This window comes from Alcanivorax sp. P2S70, from assembly GCF_000475295.1.
Lineage (GTDB): Bacteria > Pseudomonadota > Gammaproteobacteria > Pseudomonadales > Alcanivoracaceae > Alcanivorax > Alcanivorax profundi.
Genome location: NZ_AXBZ01000045.1, coordinates 1 through 22,000, shown reverse-complemented (window position 1 = coordinate 22,000; position 22,000 = coordinate 1). Strand labels below are relative to the sequence as shown.

Sequence of the window (22,000 nt, the reverse complement as noted above, 5' to 3'; positions counted from 1 at the left end):
CCCAAGGTTACTTATTGGGGTGGTGGACTCGTCGACATGCTGCCCCACGACAGTCTATTCGGGAGAGTGGTATGCATGCTGTTTTGGTTACCGGTGCCAGCGCCGGGATCGGAGAAGAATTTGCCCGTCAGTTGGCAGCAGAAGGACAGCACCTTGTCCTGGTGGCACGGCGTCTGGATAGATTGGAGGCCCTGGCCAGTGAGCTGAAGGCGCGTCATAACATCGAGGTTGCCTGTATTGCTTCAGATCTGGCAGTGGCCGGCGCGGCGCAGGCCCTGGTGAGTGAGCTGGACACGCGCGGTATCAGCCTTGGCGGATTGATCAATAATGCCGGTTTTGGCGACCGCGGGGGTTTTCAGGCGTTATCACTTCAGCGACAGCTGGATATGATTCAGGTGAACGTCACGGCCTTGGTGGATCTGACCTGGCGGCTGCTGCCGGGGCTCAAGTCCCGGCCTAACAGCTTTGTCATCAATGTGGCGTCTACCGCGGCCTTTCAGGCCGGGCCCAATATGGCGGTCTACTATGCCAGCAAGGCGTTTGTGCTTTCCTTCAGTGAAGCCCTGCATGAAGAGCTCAAGGGAGAGGGCGTTGCGGTCAGTGCCTTGTGTCCGGGCGCCACGGATTCTGAATTCGCCAGCGAAGCGAATATGACCAATACCCTGCTATTCAAGGCAGGAACCATGACCCCGCAAGCAGTGGTCAGCAAGGCGTTAGCCGGAAGACGCAAAGCCATTGTTATCCCCGGTTGGAAAAACCTGATCACCGTCTGGCTGGGCAAGGTGTCGCCACGGGCAGTGACGCGCAAGCTGGCTGGTCTGTTGCAGCGATGAATCAGTGCCGCTTCCAGCGAGCCCGCTCGCCAGAGCAGAAGGCCCTGCGGCGTGCGCAGATACTTGATGCTGCGGCGGGATATTTTTCACGACAACGATTCGAGACCATCAGTCTGGTCGATATCGCACGTCAGGCCGGTGTCACCAAGGCTGCGCTCTATCGGTATTACCCCTCCAAGGAAGCCCTGTTTCTGGCGCTGTACCTCGGTGAACTGGAAGACATGGTGGCAGTGCCATTGCCGGAGGGGCAGGCGGGCCCCATGTGGGAACGCCTCAGCGAGCTATTGCTGAGCAGACCCCTGTTCTGTCGGCTGACGGCAATTCTTCACAGTGTGCTGGAGCAAAACCTGGATGCGGATCAGGCGCGCCGGTTTAAAGCGTCGTTACTGCAACATTTCACGATTTTAGCCCAGCGGTTGTCGGATCACTTCGGGTTGCCTGTCGACAAGGCCGGCACTTATCTGCTGCAGGTCCAGCAGGCGCTTATCGGTTGCTGGGCCCTGAGTCACCCTGCTCCCGTGGTGGCGGACGTTATCAAACAACCTCCCCTTGATCTGTTCCAGGTGGATTTCAGGCTAGCCTTGCAAGCCCATCTGAAAGCACTCGAAGACGCGCTATGACACTAATCAGTTCCGCCAAAAACCCCGTGGCTACCCTGTTGTTGGCTCACGGCGCAGGGGCTCCCATGGACAGCCCGTTTATGGAATCGCTGGCAGAGGCGTTGGCTGACCGGGGAATTCAGGTGGTGCGCTTTGAATTCCCCTATATGCAGCGCAGACGCGAGGAACAGCGCAAGTTTCCCCCGAATCGCGCCCCCCAACTGCTGGAGGCCTTTGCCAGGCAAGTGGCCAGCGTTGAGCGGTCAGGCCTGCCCTTGTGGGTCGGCGGGAAATCCATGGGCGGTCGGATGGCATCAATGCTGGCAGCGGAGGGCGCGAGCGAGATCGATGGTGTCGTCGCGTTTGGCTACCCGTTTCATCCTCCCGGCAAACCCGAAAACACCCGAACGGAACACCTGGCCTCACTCGCGGTGCCGATGCTGATTTGTCAGGGTGAGCGTGATCCGTTTGGGAAACCGGATGAAGTTGGCGAGTATCCGTTGGGGGGCGGGATTGAGGTACACTGGCTGCCTTCGGGGGATCATGATTTCAAGCCACTCAAACGCAGCGGTTTGGATCAACAGGATCTTATCAACATGGCGGCAGATATAACGGCGGCCTTTATCAAACGATAATCAAGTCTGAGGGGGCATGCATGGAAGCATGTGGTTACCATTCGCGTAAACCGGCAAGCTGGGTCTGTGAGGGGTGCAACAAACCCTACTGTACCCAGTGCGTACCCGGTGGAGAAGCCAACTTTGCGGCCGGCCAGCCACGCTGCCCGTTATGTAGCCAACGCCTGGAGTGGCGCGGTGACGGTCAGCCCGGCTTGCCGTTCTGGAAACGTTCAAAAGATATTCTTCGTTACCCTGTGCAGCTGCCTGCGCTATGGCTGGTATTACTCTTTGGTGGCGCAAATGCGGCCATCGGTGGGCTACCCACCCTGCTTCTGTTCCTGTTTGTTGCCATGCTGTTGTCGGTGTACTCGTTGCTGGTGATTGCAGACGTTGCCGGTGATAAGTGGACGCCGCCATCTCCGATGGATGCCATTAGTGAGGGCGGGCTACTGGTACGCCAGATTGGTGTGATGTTGGTTTTATTTGTTGGACCGGCTTTGTTGGCGGGGGCGTCGATGGTTCTGACGTTGGGTTTGCTGGCGTTGGCTACACTGATTATGCCAGCTGTTCTGATGATTCTTGCGGTTAGCCGGTCGTTGCGAAGCGCTCTAAACCCGCTGCGCTGGCTGCAACTGATAGTAACCGTCGGAGGGTCATATCTTTTGTTATGGCTCGCGGTCATGGCAGTCTCCGCGGCGCCGGCCATGCTGGAGTCCGGGGATGCCACCGCTCCGCTTGTTTTTGCGGGCGGCGTCTTTTCTGCCTATACCACATTGGTGGCTGCGGCGATGATGGGTGCGCTGTTGAATGAGAAGGCAAGAGAACTCGGTCTGGCGGCTGATGAAGATCGAGGGCGCTCACTGTCCGCGGATGATTATGAGGTTGCCGAGTCGCTTGGAATTGCTCATATCTATGCTCAGGAAGGTCGTCTTGATGATGCGTTGAGATTGATCAACCGCGGTCTTGGCACCGCACCCATGCACCAGGAGCTTAACTGGCGGCGCCTGCGGTTGCTAAGACTGCTCGGGAAGGAGAAACCCTGGAAAGAGCATCTTATGCGTTTCATTCGTGCCCAGCACAGCATGGGCAATCAGGGGACTGCGGTGCAGATATGGCTGGAAGCGCTACAGCAGGAGTCCGGGATGCGCCTGGAGGATGATCCGGCATTGAGTGTGTCGCTTGCCCGTTCGTTGCATGAGCGCGGGCGGGTGCCGGAAGCGAGACGATTACTGGTGAACATGCACAAATGGTCTCCCGGGTTCAGCGGGCTTGCGGAGGCGTATTTGTTGCTGGCTCACTTGTATCTGGAAGAGGGAGATGCAGGCACTGCCGGGAAACTGCTGGGCTTTGTGAAACGTCAGTCTCCTGGCACGCTGGAAAGTGACGAGGGGACGCAGGTCCTGTCGCTATTCCATCGTCTCAGCAGCCCGCAATCTGTGCACTGAGTTTATCCAGTCGTGGGTGCTGCCATTGCTGCTGCTGGAGGTTCGCTACCAGCGCTTTGGCTTTGGCGACCTGTTTTTGTTTCCAGGCCAGTTCTGCCAGCAAGAGCCGAAAAGGGGGGGGGAGCGTTGCGACATCGCCACCCAGTCTTTCAAATTCTTCCCATAACCACCAAAGCGTGCCGGCACTGGCGGGTAGAGTGTTAAGCTTCTTCATGGCATCTTTCATGTTGCTATCAAGCTGCTGTTGGCGCAGCCCCATCAAGAGGAAGAAGCCCAACAAGGGCCGGCTTTGAGGGTGCTGCTCCAGCAGTTGCCTGCAGCGCTGACCCGCTTCATCAAAGCGCAGTTGCTCGGCAAGCTGGAGGCAGCTTTCAGGGACTTCCCGCTCATTACTGTCAGTGTTGCTTCCTGCCCGCTGATGGCGAGGTTGACCGGTCCAGGGAAGTGCCGCGGCAATAAGGACGCCGCTGATCAAGCCGCCGGCATGGGCCAGGTAGGCTACATTGCTTTGTACTGTGGCCGATTGCACCAGCTCCCAACCCAGCCAGACAGGAAACAGTACCAGCGCTGGCGCTTTAAAGCTGCCGAACAGAAACCCCAGTGTGTAGAAAAATTCCAGCTTCTTAAGGCGGTAGGTGCCGGCATAGAGTCCCATCAGGCCGGAAATAGCCCCGGACGCTCCCACCAGTGGGATACCGCTTTCCTGATTCAACAACACGTAAAACACACCGGCACCGATCCCGGATAACAGGTAGGCGCCAAGGAAGCGCCTGGAGCCCCAGTAGCGTTCCATGGCAATACCAAAAATGATCAGCCATACCATGTTGCCAAGCAGGTGGAACCAGTCGCCGTGCATGAACATTGATGAGAGCAGGGTCGTCGGTGTGGTCGAGTTGGGCGTGAGTCCCCACCGGAAAGTGGACAGGGTGGCTGTCCACTCCTCCAGCTGAGAGCGTAGTTCCTGCCACTGATGAGTGGGCGGCTGTTGCTGCCAGTGTGCGTGGATCACTTGGGCAAAGGCCTGATCAAACCAACCGTATTGCCACATGAAGTCGGGGCCTCGGTCGCCCATGGCTAAAGCATCGGAGTAGGTACGGGCATCGCCCTGGGCAAGCCACTCGAGCAAGAGGCCGGATTCATACTCGGCTAGTATGTTGGCTTGCTCTTCGCTGAAGGGGTCGTCCAGCTGATGGTCCTGATGGGTGCAGATCGCGTAAACCAGCGTGTTAAGTATGATCAGAAAAATGCAGACCCACGGTGGCGCGCGATGCCCTTCTTTTTCGCCAACGGGCAAAATCAGCATGGTTATCCTTCCCCTCATGTCTCGAGCCAACGCATCCTGCGTTCAACCCTGGTGATGCCTTTCTGTGGGGCGTTGGCACGTTAGTTTTATTGTGTGCCTAAAAGGCTTGTGCGATGCAGTGTACCGTTATGTTGGCTTGGGGTGGAGGTCTTGAGTCTGGAACCGGAGGGAAAGCCGGGCCACCTGAGGGGTGGCCCGAGTCAGGTTATTTCTTGGGCTTTTCGCTGACCCACAGGTTAATGGTGCCTTCTACGACCAGCGTGCCGTCGTCACGCATGGCCTTGACAGTGACAGGCAGGTCACCGGGCTTCCAGTCTTCCGGTTTTACCTCGGCAGTGGCGGTGATGTTGCTGCTGGCCTTGGCGGTGTAATTCACGTTCATGCCTTTGGGGATCCAACGCAGGTGCTTGGGAATCGACGATTCCGCCATGGCCCCCATGGCGCATTCCAGGGCATTACAAATGGCGATCACATGGACTGTCTGGATGTGATTCTCCACCCCTTTGCGTTTTTTGAATTTCACTTCGCAGAAGTTGGGGCGCAATTCCGTGATGACCGGCGTGATGGTGGCAAAATAGGGGGCCTTGCGGCTGAACACCATGGAAAACAGCTTGCGACCGGCAGGCAGTTTCAGTGTTTTTTCATAAAGGTTGAGCAGGTAGTTGTCACTCATGACGGTTCTCCCGTGGATATTGCCGCCATTGTCCACGCCAAGGGGAGGGCTGCAATGGGTTTAGCGCGCCATTGTCACGCTCAACTGCTACCATGGCGTCAGGATCAGAATCAGTACAAGAGGTGGGGTAGTGAAGGTCACGCAATCTTGGAAAAGCGCCAGCTGGAAGGGCAAAACACTGGTGGTTCTGGCGTTGTTGTTCGTGCTGTATACCCTGGTGGGTTTCTTTGTGGTGCCGGGGCTGGTCAAGGATAACGCCCGACAGGCGCTGGCTGATCTGACGGGCCGCGACGTCACCATTTCCGAAGTGCGTTTTAACCCTCTGGTACTCAGTGCAGAGGTCGATGGCTTTGCCATTGCGGATGAGCAGACTGAGGTGCTGGCCGGTTTTGATCGTCTGTATGTGAATTTTCAGCTCTCTTCCCTGTTCCGCTGGACCTGGTACTTCGACGAGATCAGCGTAGAGGGCCTGACATTACGGGCCCAGCGGAATCCTGAATCCGTTTTCAATTTCGATGATGTGATCGCCCACGCCCAGGCGCAGTTTGCCGAGGACCCGGCAGAGCCTGAGCCAGTGGGGAGCGATGAGGATGAGGGCGGGTTGCCGAGCCTGGCTATTGCCACCATGACGCTCACCAATGGTGACCTGCGCTATACCGAGGCCACCGGCAAGGAGCCGCATCAACTGACTTTGCCCGTGGCATTTACCGTCAGCAATTTCTCGACGGTATCGAAGGGCGAGGGTCAGAATGATTATGCCATTCGCCTGGAAGGCCCGGATGGCGGGGTGTTCGACTGGAATGGCCATTTCGAATTCAGCCCCTTTGTTGCCAATGGCCGGTTGCAGGTGCAAGGGGTAGACCTGGTTTCACTGGCCAGGCTCGGGGCAGAACAGGTGCGCTTCACTGTGCCTTCGGGCGAGCTCGATGTGGAAGCCGAATATGCCTTTAATGCCGAGCCTGATGCTCAATTGATGGTCAGCAAGGGCCAGGTGGTGCTGCGCGATCTGGCGATTCAGAACCCTGCCGAGGAGACCCCAAGCCTGTTGCTGCCTCAGGTAAAGGTGTCCGGTGTTGCGGTAGATACCCTTTCACAGACGGTGAATATTCCCGAGGTGCTGATCAATCAACCGCATATTCGGGCCATCCTGGGGAGTGCGGGCCTTGATCTGGCGACGCTGTTTCTGCCTCCGGATCCCGATGAAGCTGAAGAGCGTAAACAGGTCGTCAAGGAAAAAGCCCAGCAGGCGGCAGAGAGAATTGCTGAAGCAGAAACCCTGTGGGTGCTTCACCTGGATGCCTTGAAAGTGGATGGTAACCGGTTCGAGTTTGTGGATCGCACCCTGAATCCGGCGCAAACCGTGATGCTGGAAGAGGGCGTGTTTACGCTCAAGGATCTGGTGGTCGGAGAAGAATCGCCGTTCAGTTGGGAAGGCGCGGCCACTGTACTGGGTGAAGGCAAGCTGAGTCACACCGGGAAAGGCCAGCTCGCCCCATTGTCCATCAATACGTCGGCTTCCCTGACGGCGCTTCCGCTGGCGCCTTTGTCGCCGTGGCTGGAGCGGGAGATGCCGCTGCGCCTGGCGGCGGGCTCACTGGGTCTTGAATTGAACACCGCAGTGGAAGGGGAATCACCGGATTTCACGGTAACAGGGGATGTGGCGGTGGATGGGCTGAACCTGCTGGAGAACGGTAGCCCGCTGCTCAAACTGAACCAGACCCGAATCAAGGGGCTCTCGTTGTCCAGTGCCAACCAGCAAGTTGGCATCAACGAGATTGCGCTATTGTCTTCTTTCCAGCTTTCACGCATGGCGTCTTCCGGGTTGGCGGCTTCTTCAGCGGTCACGCAGTCCTGTTGGACCTGGGTACGCATGTTTTCGGGCATACCGGGAGCATTCATCTCCACAGTGATGGCCCATTTGCCAGGGGTCAGTTCAATGGCGTGGCTGAACGGGGACAACAGTCCGAGGGAAAGAATCAACGGCAACGCGGTTTTCATAATGCATCCTTTCAACGGGTTGGGCCGGGCCTCCGTTAGCCCGGTCGTTTACTGAGCGGAAACTCACACAGGTCGGCGATCAGACAGTCCCCGCATTTGGGGTTACGTGCCATGCACACATAGCGACCGTGCAGAATCAGCCAGTGGTGAGCATCGCGCAGAAACTCGTCCGGCACCAGTCGAAGCAGCCGTTTTTCGACCTCCAGCACATTTTTGCCGGGGGCAATGCGGGTGCGGTTTGAGACTCGGAAGATGTGGGTATCCACGGCCATGGTCGGCATGCCATAGGCGGTATTGAGTACCACGTTGGCGGTTTTTCGACCGACGCCAGGCAGGGCTTCCAGTTCTTCGCGGGTACGGGGCACCTGGCTGTCATGCTGCTCGATCAAAATCTTGCACAGCTGGATCACGTTCTCGGCCTTGGAGTTAAACAGGCCGATGGTCTTGATGTACTCTTTAAGGCCCTCGAGTCCCAGCGCATAAATGGCTTCGGGGGTGTTGGCTACCGGGTAGAGCCTGGCGGTGGCCTTGTTGACACCCACATCGGTGGCCTGGGCAGATAGCACCACGGCAACCAGCAGCTCGAAGTCGGAGCTGTACTCCAGTTCGGTGGTGGGGTTGGGGTTCTGATCCCGTAATCGGGTAAAAATTTCAGTCCGTTTCTCGCGATTCATGGCCGTATCCTGATTTCGCGGGCAGTATAGCGGATCCATTCCGTTGTGTGGCGCCTGGCCCCTGCGTTCAATCGGGCCGGATAAGGAGTTTAGATGCAGTTTTCTGCCATGGAATCGCTGATGGTCGCCCTGCTGGTGCTGGGGGCGGGTCAGTGGATCGTGCACAAGGTCGGGATTCTCTCCCGACTGAATATGCCTGAACCGGTGGTAGGGGGACTGCTGGCCACCCTGATCGTGACCGGTCTGCAACTGGCTGGGATTAACCTCACTTTCGATGAAAGCTTCAAAACCCCGGCCATGCTTTTCTTCTTCGGGGCGGTGGGGCTGGCGGCCGATTTCCGTCTGCTTAAGCAGGGCGGCTGGGCCATGCTGATCTTCGCCATTCTGGTGATCGTGCTGGTGGCCCTGCAAGATCTGGTTGGTGTGACCATGGCCACCGTGATGGGGCTGGAGCCGTATTACGGCCTGATCGGCGGGTCAGTGACCATGACGGGCGGGCACGGTACCGGTGCTGCCTGGGCAGAAGTGTTCCAGCGTGACTTCGGGCTCACCGGGGTGTCGGAACTGGCGGCGGCTTCGGCCACTTTCGGGCTGGTGTTTGGTGCCTTGCTGGGCGGGCCTCTTGCCATGTTTCTGATACGCCGTTATCGGTTGTCCGCTCCAGCCCATGGTGCCGGGGAGGGCGATGAACGCTATGACCAGGCCGAGAAAGCACGCCCCATTGCGGCAGCCAGTGTGATCCGCATTCTCATGCTGCTCTCTGTCGGGGTGGTGGTGGGTTCCGTGGCGGCTGAGCAGTTTGCCGAGGTCTTTCGCCTGCCCACCTTTGTCTGGGTGTTGTTTGTCTGCATCTTGCTGGGCAATACCGCACGGCGTTTGTGGCACGTGAACGATGCCACCATCGACATGGTCGGTAATACTGCCCTGGGTATTTTCCTGGCCATTACCCTGATGAGTTTGCAGTTGCTGCAGCTGGTGGATCTGGCCTTGCCCATGCTCGCCATGTTGCTGGTGCAGGTGATGCTTGCGCTGAGTTTTATTACCTTTGTGACCTTCCGGTTGATGGGCCGCAATTATGACTCTGCAGTACTGTGTGCCGGGCATTGCGGTTTTGCCATGGGCGCGACGCCAACGGCGGTGGCCAATATTCAGGCGGTGACACAGCACCATGGTCCGTCGCCGCTTGCGTTTATCATTGTGCCGGTGGTGGGGGGCTTTATAGTCGATATTGCCAACGCCACCATCATTCAGACCTTTGTCAGCGTGTTGTCAGGTTAACGATGGACATCATCATCAATCTCAGCGGGCAGTGGCTGGAGCTGCGAGGCCCGCAGCCTGTCCGTTACCCGGTTTCCACGGCCCGCAATGGTGCCGGCCAGGTCATGGGCAGTGAAGCGACCCCGCTGGGACGCCACCTGGTACGGGCACGTTTTGGTGCCGGTTTGCCGCAAGGCGCCGTGCTGACTGGCCGCAAGTTTTCGGGTGAAACTCATGGCCCAGCCTTGTCTGCGGCGCATCCTGACCTCGACTGGGTGCTCAGCCGTATTCTCTGGCTGGGTGGGATGGAGCCAGAGCACAATCAGGGCGGTAACGTGGATAGTTTTCGGCGCTTTATTTATATTCACGGCACACCGGACTCCGAGCCTATGGGGGTGCCGGCGTCCCACGGCTGCATCCGTATGCGCAACGCGGATGTGGTGCAGCTTTTCGATCAGGTGCCGGTGGGTACCGCCGTGACTATCACGGAATAACAGTGACCAATCAGGGTTGTCATGTCTGACACGGTTTCCCCGCTTTTAATGCTCGACCTGGAAGGCCTGTCGGTCTCCCCGGTGGAGAAAGACATGCTGGCTCATCCTGGAGCCGGTGGTTTGATTCTATTTACCCGCAATTATCAGGACCGGCAGCAACTGGCTGAGCTGGTGCGCCAGATTCGCGAAATCCGCCCAGACATGCTGATCGCTGTCGATCAGGAAGGGGGCAGGGTGCAGCGTTTTCGGGAAGGCTTTGTGCGCTTGCCTCCCATGGCTGCACTGGGGCGGGGTTACGCGTGCGGGCCTGAGCAGGCGCTGCAGGATGCCAAACTTATCGGCGAGCTGATGGCGTCCGAATTGACCGAGCTGGATATCGATATCAGTTTTGCGCCGGTGCTGGATCTGGATTATGGGGCCAGCACGGTGATCGGCGATCGCAGTTTTCATGGTGATCCGCAGGCGATGATAGCGCTGGCCGGGGCGTTTATTGATGGCATGAATGCTGCCGGTATGGCCGCGACCGGAAAGCACTTCCCTGGTCATGGCCATGTGGTAGCAGATTCCCATCTGGAGCTGCCGGTAGACCCGCGCCCCATGGATGAGATTGAGCAAGCGGACCTGCGTCCGTTTGCGGCACTGGCGTCGCGGCTGGATGGCATCATGCCTGCCCATGTGATTTACAGTGCAGTGGAGAACCAGACCGCCGGGTTCTCGCCGTTCTGGTTGCAAACCGTATTGCGAGAACGTCTCGGTTTTCGTGGCGTGATTTTTTCCGATGACTTGTCCATGGCGGGGGCCCATGGGGCGGGCGGTTATGCCCAACGTGCCGAGGCGGCGCTCAAGGCAGGTTGCGACATGGTGCTGGCCTGCAATTGCCAGTCAGGGGCACAAGAGGTGCTTGGCTATCTGGAAACCGCTGGCCATCAGGGGCAGGTTGCGGTCGGCGGCCTGCGTTGCCGACCACGGCATGCCATGGACATCGGCCGGCGGCAGGCCGCTGAAGCAGTGGCAACACGATTGATTGAGGAGAACACATGAACTGGGATTGGCAGCAGTTGCTGGTCTGGCCGACGCTAGATACCCCTTCGGATATCTGGCTGACACAGCTTTTTATTGTGGTGTTATGTACTGTGTCGGTGAATTTTATCCTGATGCGGGCGATCGATGTTATCGAACGTCTGATCATCAAAACCGATACCTTGTGGGATGATGCCTTGCTGGAAGCGGCCCGGATCCCGGTGCGGCTGTTCTTCTGGGTGGTGGGCCTCTCGATCAGCGTTGAGCTGATGCAGAGCGTCAGCGAAGAAGAAAATCTGATCTTTGACATGGTGCCCCAGGCGCGGCGGATCGCCTTCATCATCATTATTGCCATGTTCCTGAACCGGTTTATCTCCTATACCCAGAAAAACCTCATCGATCCGGAGCGCATGCGCAAGCCCATGGACCAGTCCACCGCAGCGGCCATTGCCAAGCTGCTGAGGGTCTCGGTGATCATTACCGCTGCACTGATTATTCTGCAGACACTCGGATACAGCATTTCCGGGGTGCTGGCATTTGGCGGTATTGGTGGCATGGCGGTGGCTTTTGCCGCCAAGGACCTGCTGGCCAACTTCTTTGGCGGCATGATGATCTATCTGGACAAGCCGTTCCGTGTCGGCGACTGGGTGCGCTCGCCAGACCGTTCCATTGAAGGCACGGTGGAGAATATCGGCTGGCGTCTGACCCGCATCCGCACCTTTGACCAGCGACCGTTGTATATCCCTAATGCGATGTTTACCTCCATTGTGCTGGAAAACCCGTCCCGCATGCTCAATCGCCGTATCTACGAGAAGATTGGTATCCGTTACGACGACTGGGAAAAAATGCCGGGTATCGTGGAAGCGGTAAAAGCCATGCTGGTTGCCCATGAAGAACTGGATACTGAGGGGCGTACCCTGATTGTCAATTTCGACAGTTATGGGGCGTCACACCTGGAGTTCTTCATCTACACCTTCACCGAAACCACCCAGTGGGTGCGTTACCATGAGATCAAGCAGGACGTGCTTATGAAAATCATGAACATTGTCCATGAGCACGGTGCCGAGTTCGCCTTCCCGACCCGCACCCTGCATCTGATCAGCGACAACGACCATCCGGCCACCGGGCTGGAGGACGACAACGCCGAGGAAACTACACATGTCCAGCGCTAACGACGTACAACAGGAACTGATGCGGGTACGCCGCGAGGCCATCGAGCTGCATTCGTCCGATCAAGTTCAGGAAGCCATCGCCAAACTCGCGTTCGAGGTGACCGAGGCCTACTCCGGCAAAGTGCCAGTGTTCGTGACTATCATGAATGGCGGCATGATTTTCGCGGCCGAGCTGGTCAAACGCCTGGATTTCCCACTGGAGATGGATTACCTGCATGCCAGCCGCTATCTCGGGGCCACCTCCGGCGGTGCCGTGGAATGGATCGTCACCCCCAATGCCAGTCTGGCGGGCCGCGATGTGTTGATTGTCGATGACATCCTGGATGTGGGCTCGACCCTGTTGTCGATCATCGAAGCCTGTTACGCCCAGGGCGCGGCGTCGGTGAAGACCTGTGTGCTGGTCGACAAGAAACACGACCGTAAGGCCCGACCGGGTTTGAAAGCCGATTTCACGGCTCTGGAAGCCGAGGATTATTACCTGTTCGGTATGGGCATGGACTACAAGGGCTTCTGGCGTAACGCGCCGGGTATCTACGCAGTGAAGGAGAGCGACAGCTGATGCTGGCATTTATCGGTGGCACCGGCCTGACGCGCATGGATAACCTGCGCATTGTCGACAAACATGCCATTACCACCCGTTTTGGTGAGCCTTCTGCCCCGGTGGTGGAAGGTGAACTGGATGGCCAGCGGGTACTGTTTCTGGCCCGTCATGGCGACCCCCATGTGCTGTTGCCTCACCAAGTGAATTACCGGGCCAACATGGTGGCGCTGAAAGAGGCCGGTGCGACGGCGATTGTGGCGGCCAATGCGGTAGGTGGCATCACCACGCTGGCGCCCACCGGTGCGCTGGTGCTACCGGACCAGATCATTGATTACACCTGGGGTCGCGAGAGCACCCTGTTTGACGATCCGGCTGACCCGCTGGTGCATGTGGACTTCAGCTGGCCGTTTGATACGGCCCTGCGCGATGCCCTGAAAGCCCGCCTTGCCGCCTCTGATCTCAAGTGGAGCGATGGGGGTTGCTATGGTGCCACCCAGGGGCCCCGGCTGGAAACCGCCGCAGAAATCGCCCGCATGGAGCGTGATGGCTGCGATATTGTCGGCATGACCGGCATGCCGGAAGCGGTACTCGCCCGTGAACTGGGCATTCCCTATGCCATGCTGTCGCTGGTGGTCAACCCCGGCGCGGGCAAATCCACCCATGAAATCACCATGGAAGAAATTGAGGCGGTGATTCATGATGGGATGGCGAATGTGTGCCAGTTGCTGGCAGAGTTTGCCAGTGATTATCGCCCCTGATTTAACCGTTCTCGCAAACGGCAGGCCTTGCGTGTCAGGGGCTGCCGCCAGTTGCAGAAGGAGTCTGCTCCCTTGACCCTGCTGATCATCTTTGCCGCCATTTCCATTGGTTTTTCGTTCTTGTGCTCCGTGCTGGAAGCTGCACTGTTGTCCATTACGCCAAGTTTTATTGCCGGTCTGCGAGATACACGCCCGGCGCTCCACAAGGCGTTAAGGGCCTTCAAAGACGATATCGATAAACCGCTGTCCGCGATCCTGACGCTGAATACCGTTGCCCACACGGTGGGTGCCACAGGGGTGGGAGCACAGGTTGCTGTGGTGTTTGGTGAAACCTGGCTGGCGGCGGCATCGGGGGTGATGACCCTGGCGATTCTGATTCTTTCAGAAATTATTCCCAAGACCATCGGCGCCAAGTACTGGCGGTCCTTGGCCCCCCTTTTGCCGCCCATGCTCAAGTTCATCATGGTTTCCTTGGCGCCCTTTGTCTGGTTGTCGAAACTGATCACCAGCCAGATTGGTGGTAACGAGCATGATGTGGATGTGCGGGCAGAGATTCGTGCGCTGGCGGCCATGGGCAAGGATCAGGAGGCCCTGCAGGAAGATGAGTACAAGGTCATCAAGAACATTCTCCGCCTGCATGACGTGAAGGTGGGAGCGATCATGACACCGCGTACCGTGTGCCGGGTTGTCAGCCCGGACATGTCAGTCGCAGATTTCATCGAGAGAGAAAAAGGCCAGCCCTTTTCCCGTTTCCCGGTGATGACGGCCAGTGGCGAAGCGCAGGGCTATATCCACAAGTCTGACTTGCTGGGGGTTCCTCTGGAGCAGTCCATGACGGTGCTGGCTCACGAAGTTACCATGGTGAGCACCTCGTTGAGTATTGAGGACTTGTTTCATGCCATGTTGACCCAACGTCAGCATATGGCTGTGGTCTACGACGAGCATGGTACCTGGGTGGGACTGATCACCCTTGAGGATATTCTGGAAAGCATCCTTGGCCGCGAGATCATGGATGAAACGGACAATGTGGCAGATATGCGTCTTTACGCCAGACAGCGCTGGAGCCGCAAGCTGAAAAAAGATTCCGGGAATTGAGTTTGCGCTTATCGCATACCAAGGAGACAACATGACACAGATCTACAAGGACAACAGCGAGACCATCGGCAAAACCCCGCTGGTGAAAATTAACCGCATTACCAAGGGCAATGTATTGGCCAAGCTGGAGTCGCGTAACCCGGCGGGCAGCGTCAAGTGCCGGATCGGTGCCTCCATGATCTGGGATGCGGAAAAAAGCGGCAAACTGAAGCCAGGCATGACTCTGGTGGAACCCACCAGCGGCAATACCGGTATTGCCCTGGCCTACGTGGCCGCTGCTCGTGGTTACGATCTGGTGCTGACTATGCCCGACTCCATGAGTCTGGAGCGTCGCAAGATTCTCAAGGCACTGGGTGCCAAACTGGTCCTGACTCCCGGCCCGAAAGGCATGCCGGGTGCCATTGCCAGGGCGCAGGAGCTGGTTGAGGAAAACCCTGATACGCACCTGATGCTGCAACAGTTCGAGAACCCGGCCAATCCCGCTATTCACGAACAGACCACGGGCCCGGAAATCTGGGAGGCCACCGGTGGCGATATTGATGTGCTGGTGGCGGGTGTGGGTACCGGCGGGACCATCACTGGCGTGTCCCGTTATATCAAGCAGACCCAGGGCAAGGCCATTACCAGTATCGCTGTGGAGCCGGACTCTTCGACCATGATTACCGCCGGGCTGAACGGTGAAGAGCCCACCCACGGCCCGCACAAGATTCAGGGCATCGGTGCCGGCTTTGTGCCAAAGAATCTGGACCTGAGTGTGGTGGACCGCGCGGAACAAGTGAGCAACGAGGACGCCATGGCCTGGGCCCACAAGCTGATGCAGGAAGAGGGCATCCTTGCCGGTATTTCCTGCGGTGCGGCCATGTGTGTGGCGGACCGTATCAGCCAGCTGCCCGAGTTCAAGGACAAGACCATCGTGGTGATCTTGCCCGATTCCGGGGAGCGCTACCTGACTTCGCCGCTGTTCGCAGACATGTTCAGCGAGCAGGAACTCAGCCAATAACAGGCTTCGTCAAGCCAGCTCTGACCGGCTGGCTTGCCGGACCAGTGCGCGCCGGGGTATAACAGCAGACGATCCGGGAAACGGACATTTTGGTCGTGGCAGACCGTGGGGGAAAGATGAAGCAACTGATCTTGAGTGCAATCATTGCCGGTTTGCTGGCAGGCTGTTATTTCGAGGAAGATGATATAAGCAGCAGTGATCGTCCGGCTGAACCGCAATATGGGCAATCTGAACCACCGTCGTCCCGCTTGTTGCCCGGCGAACAGGTAATGGCAAGCGGTCGTTACCGGAGTCAGGTTCAGATCGCGAACGGAGCCGCGACCGTAAACGACGCCAGCAGCGAGAATTATTCCGCATCAATGGAGGCGTCGGTCATCCGCTAATGTTTTTCCGGGGCTATACCTTTCTGGTATAGCCCGATCCCGCTATCCTTCGCTCCTTGATTTTGGAGCTTACATGACTGTTTCCAGTGTCGTTGATGTTGTTGTGATCGGTGCCGGTGCGGCGGGTCTGATGTGTGCCGCTACCGCGGCTTACCAAGGGCATCGCGTGCGGGTGATCGACCATGCCAACAAGGCTGGCAAGAAAATTCTCATGTCCGGCGGCGGTCGCTGTAACTTCACCAACCTGAATACCACGCCGGAACATTTCGTTTCTGCCAATCCCCATTTTTGTAAATCTGCGCTCAAGCGTTACACCCCCTGGCACTTTCTGGAACTGGTGGAACGCCATGGTGTAGAGCATGTGGAGAAGGCGCCGGGGCAATTGTTCTGCGCCGACAGTGCCAAGGCCTTGCTGGCGGTGTTATTGACGGAGTGTGAGTGGGCCGGGGCAGAGATACAGCTGGATACCGGAATCCGCAGGGTAGTCAGGACAGACTCTGGCTTTGAATTGACCACTACCCGGGAAACGGTGCGATGCCAGTCACTGGTGGTGGCCTGCGGGGGCTTGTCGATTCCGACCATGGGCGCCAGTGGTTTTGGTTACCAGCTGGCAGAGCAGTTTGGTCTGTCGGTGTTACCCACCCGGGCCGGTCTGGTGCCGTTTACGCTGCCTCCCGAGCACAAGGCCTGGTTGTCGGAGTTATCAGGGATCAGCACGGAGGTGGTGGCCGAGGCGGGAAAGGCACGTTTCGCTGAGCCGATGCTGATTACCCATCGGGGGCTGTCCGGGCCGGCCATGTTGCAGGTGTCCAGCTTCTGGGCGCCGGGCACCGCGGTCACCGTGGACTGGCTTCCACAGTTGGAAGACCCACTTCAGGTCTTGATTCAGGAACGCAATGCGCACCCCAATCGGGGGCTGGAGCGTTGGTTGCGCCAGTATTTTTCCCAGCGCTTGTCTGCTGCGCTGGTGGAGCAATTCGGCTGGCAAGGCCACCTTCAGCAATTCAGCAATGACCGTCTTGGCGGGGTGGCCGCAGTGCTCAAGGGCTGGCAGTTCAAGCCCTCAGGGACAGAAGGGTACCGTACCGCAGAGGTGACGCTGGGGGGGGTGAATACCGACGGTCTCTCTTCCCGAAACTTTGAAGTCAAAACGGTCCCGGGACTGCACTTCATCGGTGAAGTTCTGGATGTCACCGGTCAGCTGGGCGGATTTAATTTCCAATGGGCCTGGGCCAGTGGCTGGTGTACCGGGATGGCGTTGTAGCCACCATCAGGCCTGGTCAGCAATCGAGGCAAACTGCTGGCGAAAGTTATCGGGTACCGGAATGACTCCATGCCGGGCATGATCAAAAAAAACGAAGCCCTGTTTTGCCAGAACCACCACTTGGCCAGATGGTTGTTTGGTCACCCTGAAAATCAGGTCCGCGCCGTACTTGTTGAAATCCATCAGGCCGACTTCAAATTGCAGATCGTCTTGGGCAAAGCTTTCCGCCTTGTAAGTCGCCACCAAGTCCGTCACCACGATACTTTGTCCCTGACGCTCAAACTGGTCGAAACCAACGTCGCAGAAGAACCGGTAGCGGGCCTCGGAGAGTAACGAGATCATCTGGTCATTGCCCACATGCTTGCCTGTGTTCAGGTCGGTCATGCGAACATTAATGGTGTGGGTATACAGAAACTGCTCGGGCAGCTCCAGTTGAACTCGTGCCATAGCGCGTCCTCCGGGGCGGTGAGGCGGTATGTTACGCCGAGGGCATCATTTTGTGAAACTTAGTTCCATATTTTGAATTGTTGTAAGAGGTTGACCTTCGGTCGGGGCTTTTTACTATAACTGCATACCCGTGAGTGGATGCCGCCGTGCGCAAGAAAAACAAGAACGATAATGATGTGATCGCCCAGATCTATGACACCGCGCTTGCCCCGGGTGACTGGGTGGACCTGTTGGATACGTTGGCAGAGTGGGCTGGCCACGGTGAGGCAACACCGGATTCTGAGGAGGAAAGCCCAGCAGGAGATAACCCTGGACGCCCTGCGGTGACCAGGGCCGTAGTGGGTAACTCCTCCGTCAGGCCGGAAGTGGAGCACTTGATCGAGCATCTTGAGCGAGCTGTCAAAAGCAGTGCTTATATGCATGCGCTGGAAGACCGGTGTCAGGTGCTCAATACCTTATATAACCAGATGCCCTGGCCCATGCTGATGCTTGATGAATGGATGCAGGTCGTGGAGTGTAATGCGATTGCCCATCAGGTGCTGGCGGAAGGGGTCGTGCAACTGACAAGTAGCGGCCAATTAGTCATTCATGATCGAAAATTGCGTCAGGCTCTGGTGCAAGTCAATAAACTGGCGGAAGGTAGAAACACCCAGCTGTTGAGCGCGCCGGAAGAGAGCGTCTCACTGCTTTGTGTTCCAGTGCAGAAATCCGATGCTCCCGGCAACATTTCTCAAGTACGCACGATACTCTGGGTATTGTCCGGTCACAGTATCGTCACCCCATCCGCAGAGAGGCTGCAGTCGTTGTTTGCCATCTCACCAGCAGAAGCACGATTGCTGCACGTGCTGTGCAAAGTCGGCAATCTGAATCAGAGCGCGGCGCTTCTCGATATCAGCGTGCATACAGCGCGAACCCAGTTGAAGTCGACCATGGCCAAGCTGGAGGCCAACAGCCAGGTGCAGCTGGTCAGCCGTGTGATGGGGCATGCGCTTGTCCAGGGGGCTAACCTGCCCGCCGAACAGACGGAGCAGGAATATACGGTGACCTTGCCGGACGGGCGGGTGCTGAGCTGGATGGAATACGGCGCCCCGGATGGCGCGCCGGTACTGACCTTGGATAATCTCGGTTCGTCGCTTCCGGACCATGCCTGGTTTGATCGCTGGTATCGGGAGCAGAATCTGCGGGTAATTTTGATCGTGCGTCCCGGTTATGGGATTTCTACCTACAATCCCGACCTGCAGTTCGGCAATTTGGGGGCGGATATCCGCTTCCTTTGCCAGCACCTCGGGATTGAACGCCCTCCTATGGCCAGCTATTGCGGTGGCGGGCCTTACGCCCTGTGTGCAGCTGCACAGGATCCAGAGTTGTTCAGTCGCTTGGGGATTCTTGCCAGTACTGTCCCGATTGAGCATTTCGAGCTCGATAAGCTGGACCGGCTACACAAGATGTTATTGCGCGTATTTCGGCGAGACCCTCGGCTGTTTCTGCTGATTGGCCGATTAGCGATCCGTGGCGTACAGAAGGCCCCGGAAAGGTTTTATGTTCGCATGGCCAAGAATCTTTGCCTGGCGGATCAAAAAATCTTTGCGGATGAGGAGCTGTTGTCCCGCACCATCAAGCGCATGCGCCACAGCCAGTTTCAGGGTGCCAGGGTCCATCTGGAGGAATATCTGAGAATGCAGGAACCCTGGCAAGTGGACTTGGGCACTATCTCAATACCGGTTCTGCAATGGCATGGTGAAGACGACCGCATTATTTCCATCGGAAGTGCCCGTGGACTGGCTTCCTCTATTCCCAATGTCCGCTTCCGCAGTTTTCCTGGCTATGGCCGGTTTATGGTCTATACCCATTGGCAGGATTTTCTTGTCGAGTTGCTTGAGCTCCCTGCCACCGCAGCACCCACGTACAAGGCGTCAGGATGACAGCGACCGTTGTAGGAAGCGATGGCCTGTGTCGTTGCGCCTGGGTCACTGCTGCACCGGATTTTCAGCGCTATCACGATACCGAGTGGGGATTTCCGGTGAAGGAGGATCGTCACCTGTTCGAAAAGGTCTGCCTTGAAGCCTTTCAGTGTGGTTTGAGCTGGCGCACCGTCCTGGAGAAACGGGAAAACTTCCGCCGTGCCTTCTGCGATTTCCATATCGAATCTGTGGCGGCTTTCGGACCAGTACAGATTGAGAGAATGCTGACCGATAGTGGCCTGATTCGGAATCGCCGAAAAATAGAAGCGGCTATTCACAACGCCCGTTGCGCACGGGACATGATTAAAGAGGAGGGCTCACTGGCCGCGTTCTTCTGGCGCTTTGAGGAGCCGACCAATGCGCAGCCCGTTACCCGAACCACCTCACCCCGGTCCCAAGCACTGTCTAAAGCACTGAAAAGCCGAGGCTGGAAATTTGTTGGTCCCACGACGTGCTATGCCTTCATGCAAGCCATGGGGTTGGTGAATGATCATCATCCGGACTGCGCGGTGCGCGGCCAGGTAGTCTCTGCCCGGCGAGTGTTCGTGAAACCTGACTGACCGGTTATACCGGGACAATGCATGTTTGGGTGGTTTTGATTGGTGTGCTGAATGCGCACTATAGCGCTACCGAAATCGGACGAGACACGAGTCTCTGCAAGGAGCATGAGATGGGAAGATCCACCTGGCGGCCGGACCATATTCCGGATTTGAGCAATAAGACCATTTTGGTGACCGGCGCGAACAGTGGTATTGGGCTGGAGGCCGTCAAGCTGTTTGCGGCCAATGGCGCGCAGGTGATCATGGCGTGCCGGAATGCATCCAAAGCGCAAGCTGCGGCCGAGCAGGTGATGGCCGAAACCGCGGGCGCCAGTTTGGAGATCATGGCGCTGGATCTGGCTGATCTGGCCTCCGTTAAAGAATTTGCGCAGGAGGTTAGTGGCCGTTTCGACAAGGTGGATGTGCTGCTCAATAATGCCGGCTTGATGGCGCCACCACTGCAGCGCACCAAAGACGGATTTGAGATTCAGTTTGGCACCAATCATCTTGGCCATTTTGCGCTGACCGGGCAGCTACTGCCGGTCTTGGAGGCGGCACCGGCACCACGCATCGTGCAGATATCCAGTGTGGTGCATCGGGGCGGCAAGATCATGTGGGATAACCTCAATGCCGAGAAATCCTACTGGCGCTGGCCGTTCTATGCGCAGAGCAAACTGGCGAACCTGATCTTTGCTCGTGAGTTGCATCGACGCTTACTGGCGGCCGGTTCCCCTATCCGGGCCTTTGCGGCTCACCCCGGTTACTCCGCGACCCATTTGCAGGATACCGTACCTGGCGGAGGGTTGTTCAACGCGATGATAGCGCAACCCGCTGAGATGGGTTGCCTGCCGGGTGTGATGGCGGCGACCAGTGCGGATGTGCAGGCCGGGGAATATTACGGACCCGATGGCAAGCTGCTGGAGCTACGTGGCTATCCGGCCAAAGCCTATGCCCGCCGGATCGCCGATAACCCGGAAGTGGCACAGCGGTTGTGGCAGGTATCGGAGAATATGACAGGGGTTCACTATCTGAACCCCTGATTGCGGTCCGTCGTTCGAGAACCGGGTCAGGTTCTCGAACGAGGGTTCAACAGCCTGTCAGGGGGTGACCACATCCCCGTCTTCGATCCGCAGGCGTTTGCCAGGCTTCTTGTCCAGGCGGATGGTGTCTTCGTTGTCATTGAAGACGTAGGTCACTTCGTAGCCTTCGGTCTTGCTACGGCTTTCCATGACGGTGCGACATTGTTGTTCGGTCACGGTTTCGGTGTTGCGTTGTTGCATCCCTTTCTGGATCTGGTTGCCCGCCACGCCGCCGGCAATGGCCCCGCCGGCCGTGGCAGCATCTTTGCCGCTGCCGCCACCAAATTGATGACCAACCACCCCGCCGATAACGGCGCCAACAACGGTGCCCGTCACGCGGTGCTGATCTTTGGCGGGTTTCTGCCGTGTGCTGGTGACATCCTGACAAACCTCCCGGGGTTCTTCCCAGCGTTCAACAATGGGTTCCACCTTGGTGACGGTGGCGTATCCGGATTTTGCTGGCGTCATGGCCTCGTAGGCGCCGTACCCGACCCCTGCAATAGCCACGGCACCTGCGATACCCAGACCGGCAATAGCTGCGCTTTTCATGGCTCACTCCTTATTTCGGTTATTTCCGGTTTGGAGTGCAGGGCGGAGCAATCCGTTCGTGGACAGTTGCAAAAGAATGTTAAGGAGCCTCTGAATAGCTCCTTGTGTGCTCAGTCTTTCAGGCTGGTTCGCCCCTGTATGGGTCAAAAGGTAAAGAGGGGCGCGATTTTGAAGGTGTATGTCCATCCATCGGCTCTTCACCTTCGAAAGAAGCGCAACAACGAGTGCGGGCCAGCCTGGAAGACCCTACGTACCCTGACGAGCATAAAGGCGCGGCTTGGAGCGCCCATCTGCTGCGC

At 57.7% G+C, this 22,000-nt stretch carries 23 protein-coding genes; 18 read left to right on the top strand and 5 right to left on the bottom strand.

The annotated features are described in order from the left end of the window. Positions 1–71 precede the first annotated feature (71 nt). From Q672_RS30060 to Q672_RS30045, 4 genes are read left to right on the top strand one after another with little or no spacing between them, the layout of a single operon-like run. Entirely contained in the window at positions 72–833 is a 762-nt protein-coding gene (locus Q672_RS30060; RefSeq protein WP_022986236.1) for an SDR family NAD(P)-dependent oxidoreductase, read from the top strand. Continuing rightward, positions 830–1,453: a TetR/AcrR family transcriptional regulator gene (locus Q672_RS30055; protein WP_022986235.1), complete on the top strand. Its 624-nt coding sequence runs from the start codon at positions 830–832 to the stop codon at positions 1,451–1,453. Before Q672_RS30060 ends, Q672_RS30055 begins: the two co-directional genes overlap by 4 nt. Continuing rightward, entirely contained in the window at positions 1,450–2,067 is a 618-nt protein-coding gene (locus tag Q672_RS30050; protein WP_031226840.1) for an alpha/beta fold hydrolase, read from the top strand. The genes Q672_RS30055 and Q672_RS30050 overlap by 4 nt, the downstream gene beginning before the upstream one ends. A gap of 20 nt (positions 2,068–2,087) precedes the next feature. Next, a complete protein-coding gene (locus tag Q672_RS30045) occupies positions 2,088–3,494 on the top strand; it encodes a tetratricopeptide repeat protein (RefSeq protein WP_022986233.1) in 1,407 nt (468 codons plus the stop codon). On the opposite strand, the gene Q672_RS30040 is transcribed toward Q672_RS30045, so the two are convergent. Then, a complete protein-coding gene (locus Q672_RS30040) occupies positions 3,469–4,797 on the bottom strand; it encodes a rhomboid family intramembrane serine protease (protein WP_022986232.1) in 1,329 nt (442 codons plus the stop codon). The two genes, Q672_RS30045 and Q672_RS30040, sit on opposite strands and share 26 nt — an antisense overlap. A gap of 205 nt (positions 4,798–5,002) precedes the next feature. Further along, positions 5,003–5,470: a hotdog fold domain-containing protein gene (locus tag Q672_RS30035; protein ID WP_022986231.1), complete on the bottom strand. Its 468-nt coding sequence runs from the start codon at positions 5,468–5,470 to the stop codon at positions 5,003–5,005. Between the two features lie 130 nt (positions 5,471–5,600). Here Q672_RS30035 and Q672_RS30030 point away from each other — a divergent pair, with 130 nt between their 5' ends. Next, positions 5,601–7,523 carry a DUF748 domain-containing protein gene (locus tag Q672_RS30030; RefSeq protein WP_022986230.1) on the top strand — a complete coding sequence of 641 codons (1,923 nt, stop codon included), beginning with the start codon at positions 5,601–5,603 and terminating at the stop codon, positions 7,521–7,523. Here the strand turns inward: Q672_RS30030 and nth are convergent. Then, positions 7,504–8,142, bottom strand: a complete 639-nt coding sequence (gene nth / locus Q672_RS30025) for an endonuclease III (protein ID WP_022986229.1) — start codon at positions 8,140–8,142, stop codon at positions 7,504–7,506. The genes Q672_RS30030 and nth overlap by 20 nt on opposite strands. A gap of 93 nt (positions 8,143–8,235) precedes the next feature. On the opposite strand from nth, the gene gltS reads away from it, so the two are divergent. The 10 genes from gltS to Q672_RS29975 all read left to right on the top strand — a co-directional run bounded on the left by gltS (position 8,236) and on the right by Q672_RS29975 (position 17,126). Continuing rightward, the gene (gene gltS / locus Q672_RS30020) at positions 8,236–9,420 is read left to right on the top strand and encodes a sodium/glutamate symporter (protein ID WP_022986228.1); all 1,185 of its coding nucleotides are present in this window, start codon (positions 8,236–8,238) and stop codon (positions 9,418–9,420) included. A gap of 2 nt (positions 9,421–9,422) precedes the next feature. Next, complete coding sequence (locus tag Q672_RS30015) at positions 9,423–9,893, top strand: L,D-transpeptidase (protein WP_022986227.1); 471 nt, start codon at positions 9,423–9,425, stop codon at positions 9,891–9,893. Positions 9,894–9,914: 21 nt separating this feature from the next. Next, positions 9,915–10,934 carry a beta-N-acetylhexosaminidase gene (nagZ, locus tag Q672_RS30010; protein ID WP_022986226.1) on the top strand — a complete coding sequence of 340 codons (1,020 nt, stop codon included), beginning with the start codon at positions 9,915–9,917 and terminating at the stop codon, positions 10,932–10,934. After that, the gene (locus Q672_RS30005) at positions 10,931–12,085 is read left to right on the top strand and encodes a mechanosensitive ion channel family protein (protein ID WP_022986225.1); all 1,155 of its coding nucleotides are present in this window, start codon (positions 10,931–10,933) and stop codon (positions 12,083–12,085) included. Before nagZ ends, Q672_RS30005 begins: the two co-directional genes overlap by 4 nt. Continuing rightward, on the top strand, positions 12,072–12,644 hold the full coding sequence (locus tag Q672_RS30000; RefSeq protein ID WP_022986224.1) for a hypoxanthine-guanine phosphoribosyltransferase: 573 nt from the start codon (positions 12,072–12,074) through the stop codon (positions 12,642–12,644). The genes Q672_RS30005 and Q672_RS30000 overlap by 14 nt, the downstream gene beginning before the upstream one ends. Next, positions 12,644–13,384 carry an S-methyl-5'-thioinosine phosphorylase gene (locus Q672_RS29995; protein WP_022986223.1) on the top strand — a complete coding sequence of 247 codons (741 nt, stop codon included), beginning with the start codon at positions 12,644–12,646 and terminating at the stop codon, positions 13,382–13,384. The genes Q672_RS30000 and Q672_RS29995 overlap by 1 nt, the downstream gene beginning before the upstream one ends. A 72-nt stretch (positions 13,385–13,456) precedes the next feature. Continuing rightward, positions 13,457–14,479: a CNNM domain-containing protein gene (locus Q672_RS29990; RefSeq protein WP_022986222.1), complete on the top strand. Its 1,023-nt coding sequence runs from the start codon at positions 13,457–13,459 to the stop codon at positions 14,477–14,479. A 31-nt stretch (positions 14,480–14,510) separates the two neighbouring features. Then, the gene (cysK, locus tag Q672_RS29985; protein ID WP_022986221.1) at positions 14,511–15,479 is read left to right on the top strand and encodes a cysteine synthase A; all 969 of its coding nucleotides are present in this window, start codon (positions 14,511–14,513) and stop codon (positions 15,477–15,479) included. Between the two features lie 116 nt (positions 15,480–15,595). Beyond that, positions 15,596–15,862 carry a hypothetical protein gene (locus tag Q672_RS29980; protein WP_022986220.1) on the top strand — a complete coding sequence of 89 codons (267 nt, stop codon included), beginning with the start codon at positions 15,596–15,598 and terminating at the stop codon, positions 15,860–15,862. Between the two features lie 73 nt (positions 15,863–15,935). Beyond that, the gene (locus Q672_RS29975) at positions 15,936–17,126 is read left to right on the top strand and encodes an NAD(P)/FAD-dependent oxidoreductase (protein WP_022986219.1); all 1,191 of its coding nucleotides are present in this window, start codon (positions 15,936–15,938) and stop codon (positions 17,124–17,126) included. Positions 17,127–17,132: 6 nt separating this feature from the next. Here the strand turns inward: Q672_RS29975 and Q672_RS29970 are convergent, their stop codons facing one another. Then, positions 17,133–17,573 (bottom strand): thioesterase family protein, encoded by a 441-nt coding sequence (locus tag Q672_RS29970; protein ID WP_022986218.1) that lies wholly within the window; start codon positions 17,571–17,573, stop codon positions 17,133–17,135. A 146-nt stretch (positions 17,574–17,719) separates the two neighbouring features. Here Q672_RS29970 and Q672_RS29965 point away from each other — a divergent pair, with 146 nt between their 5' ends. The 3 genes from Q672_RS29965 (at position 17,720) to Q672_RS29955 (ending at position 21,113) form a co-directional block, all read left to right on the top strand. Then, positions 17,720–19,495 (top strand): alpha/beta fold hydrolase, encoded by a 1,776-nt coding sequence (locus Q672_RS29965; RefSeq protein WP_022986217.1) that lies wholly within the window; start codon positions 17,720–17,722, stop codon positions 19,493–19,495. Continuing rightward, a complete protein-coding gene (locus tag Q672_RS29960) occupies positions 19,492–20,094 on the top strand; it encodes a DNA-3-methyladenine glycosylase I (RefSeq protein WP_022986216.1) in 603 nt (200 codons plus the stop codon). Before Q672_RS29965 ends, Q672_RS29960 begins: the two co-directional genes overlap by 4 nt. A gap of 110 nt (positions 20,095–20,204) precedes the next feature. Beyond that, a complete protein-coding gene (locus Q672_RS29955) occupies positions 20,205–21,113 on the top strand; it encodes an oxidoreductase (protein WP_022986215.1) in 909 nt (302 codons plus the stop codon). Positions 21,114–21,170: 57 nt separating this feature from the next. Here Q672_RS29955 and Q672_RS29950 read toward each other — a convergent pair whose 3' ends face one another. Beyond that, on the bottom strand, positions 21,171–21,701 hold the full coding sequence (locus Q672_RS29950) for a glycine zipper 2TM domain-containing protein (RefSeq protein WP_022986214.1): 531 nt from the start codon (positions 21,699–21,701) through the stop codon (positions 21,171–21,173). Positions 21,702–22,000: the final 299 nt, after the last annotated feature.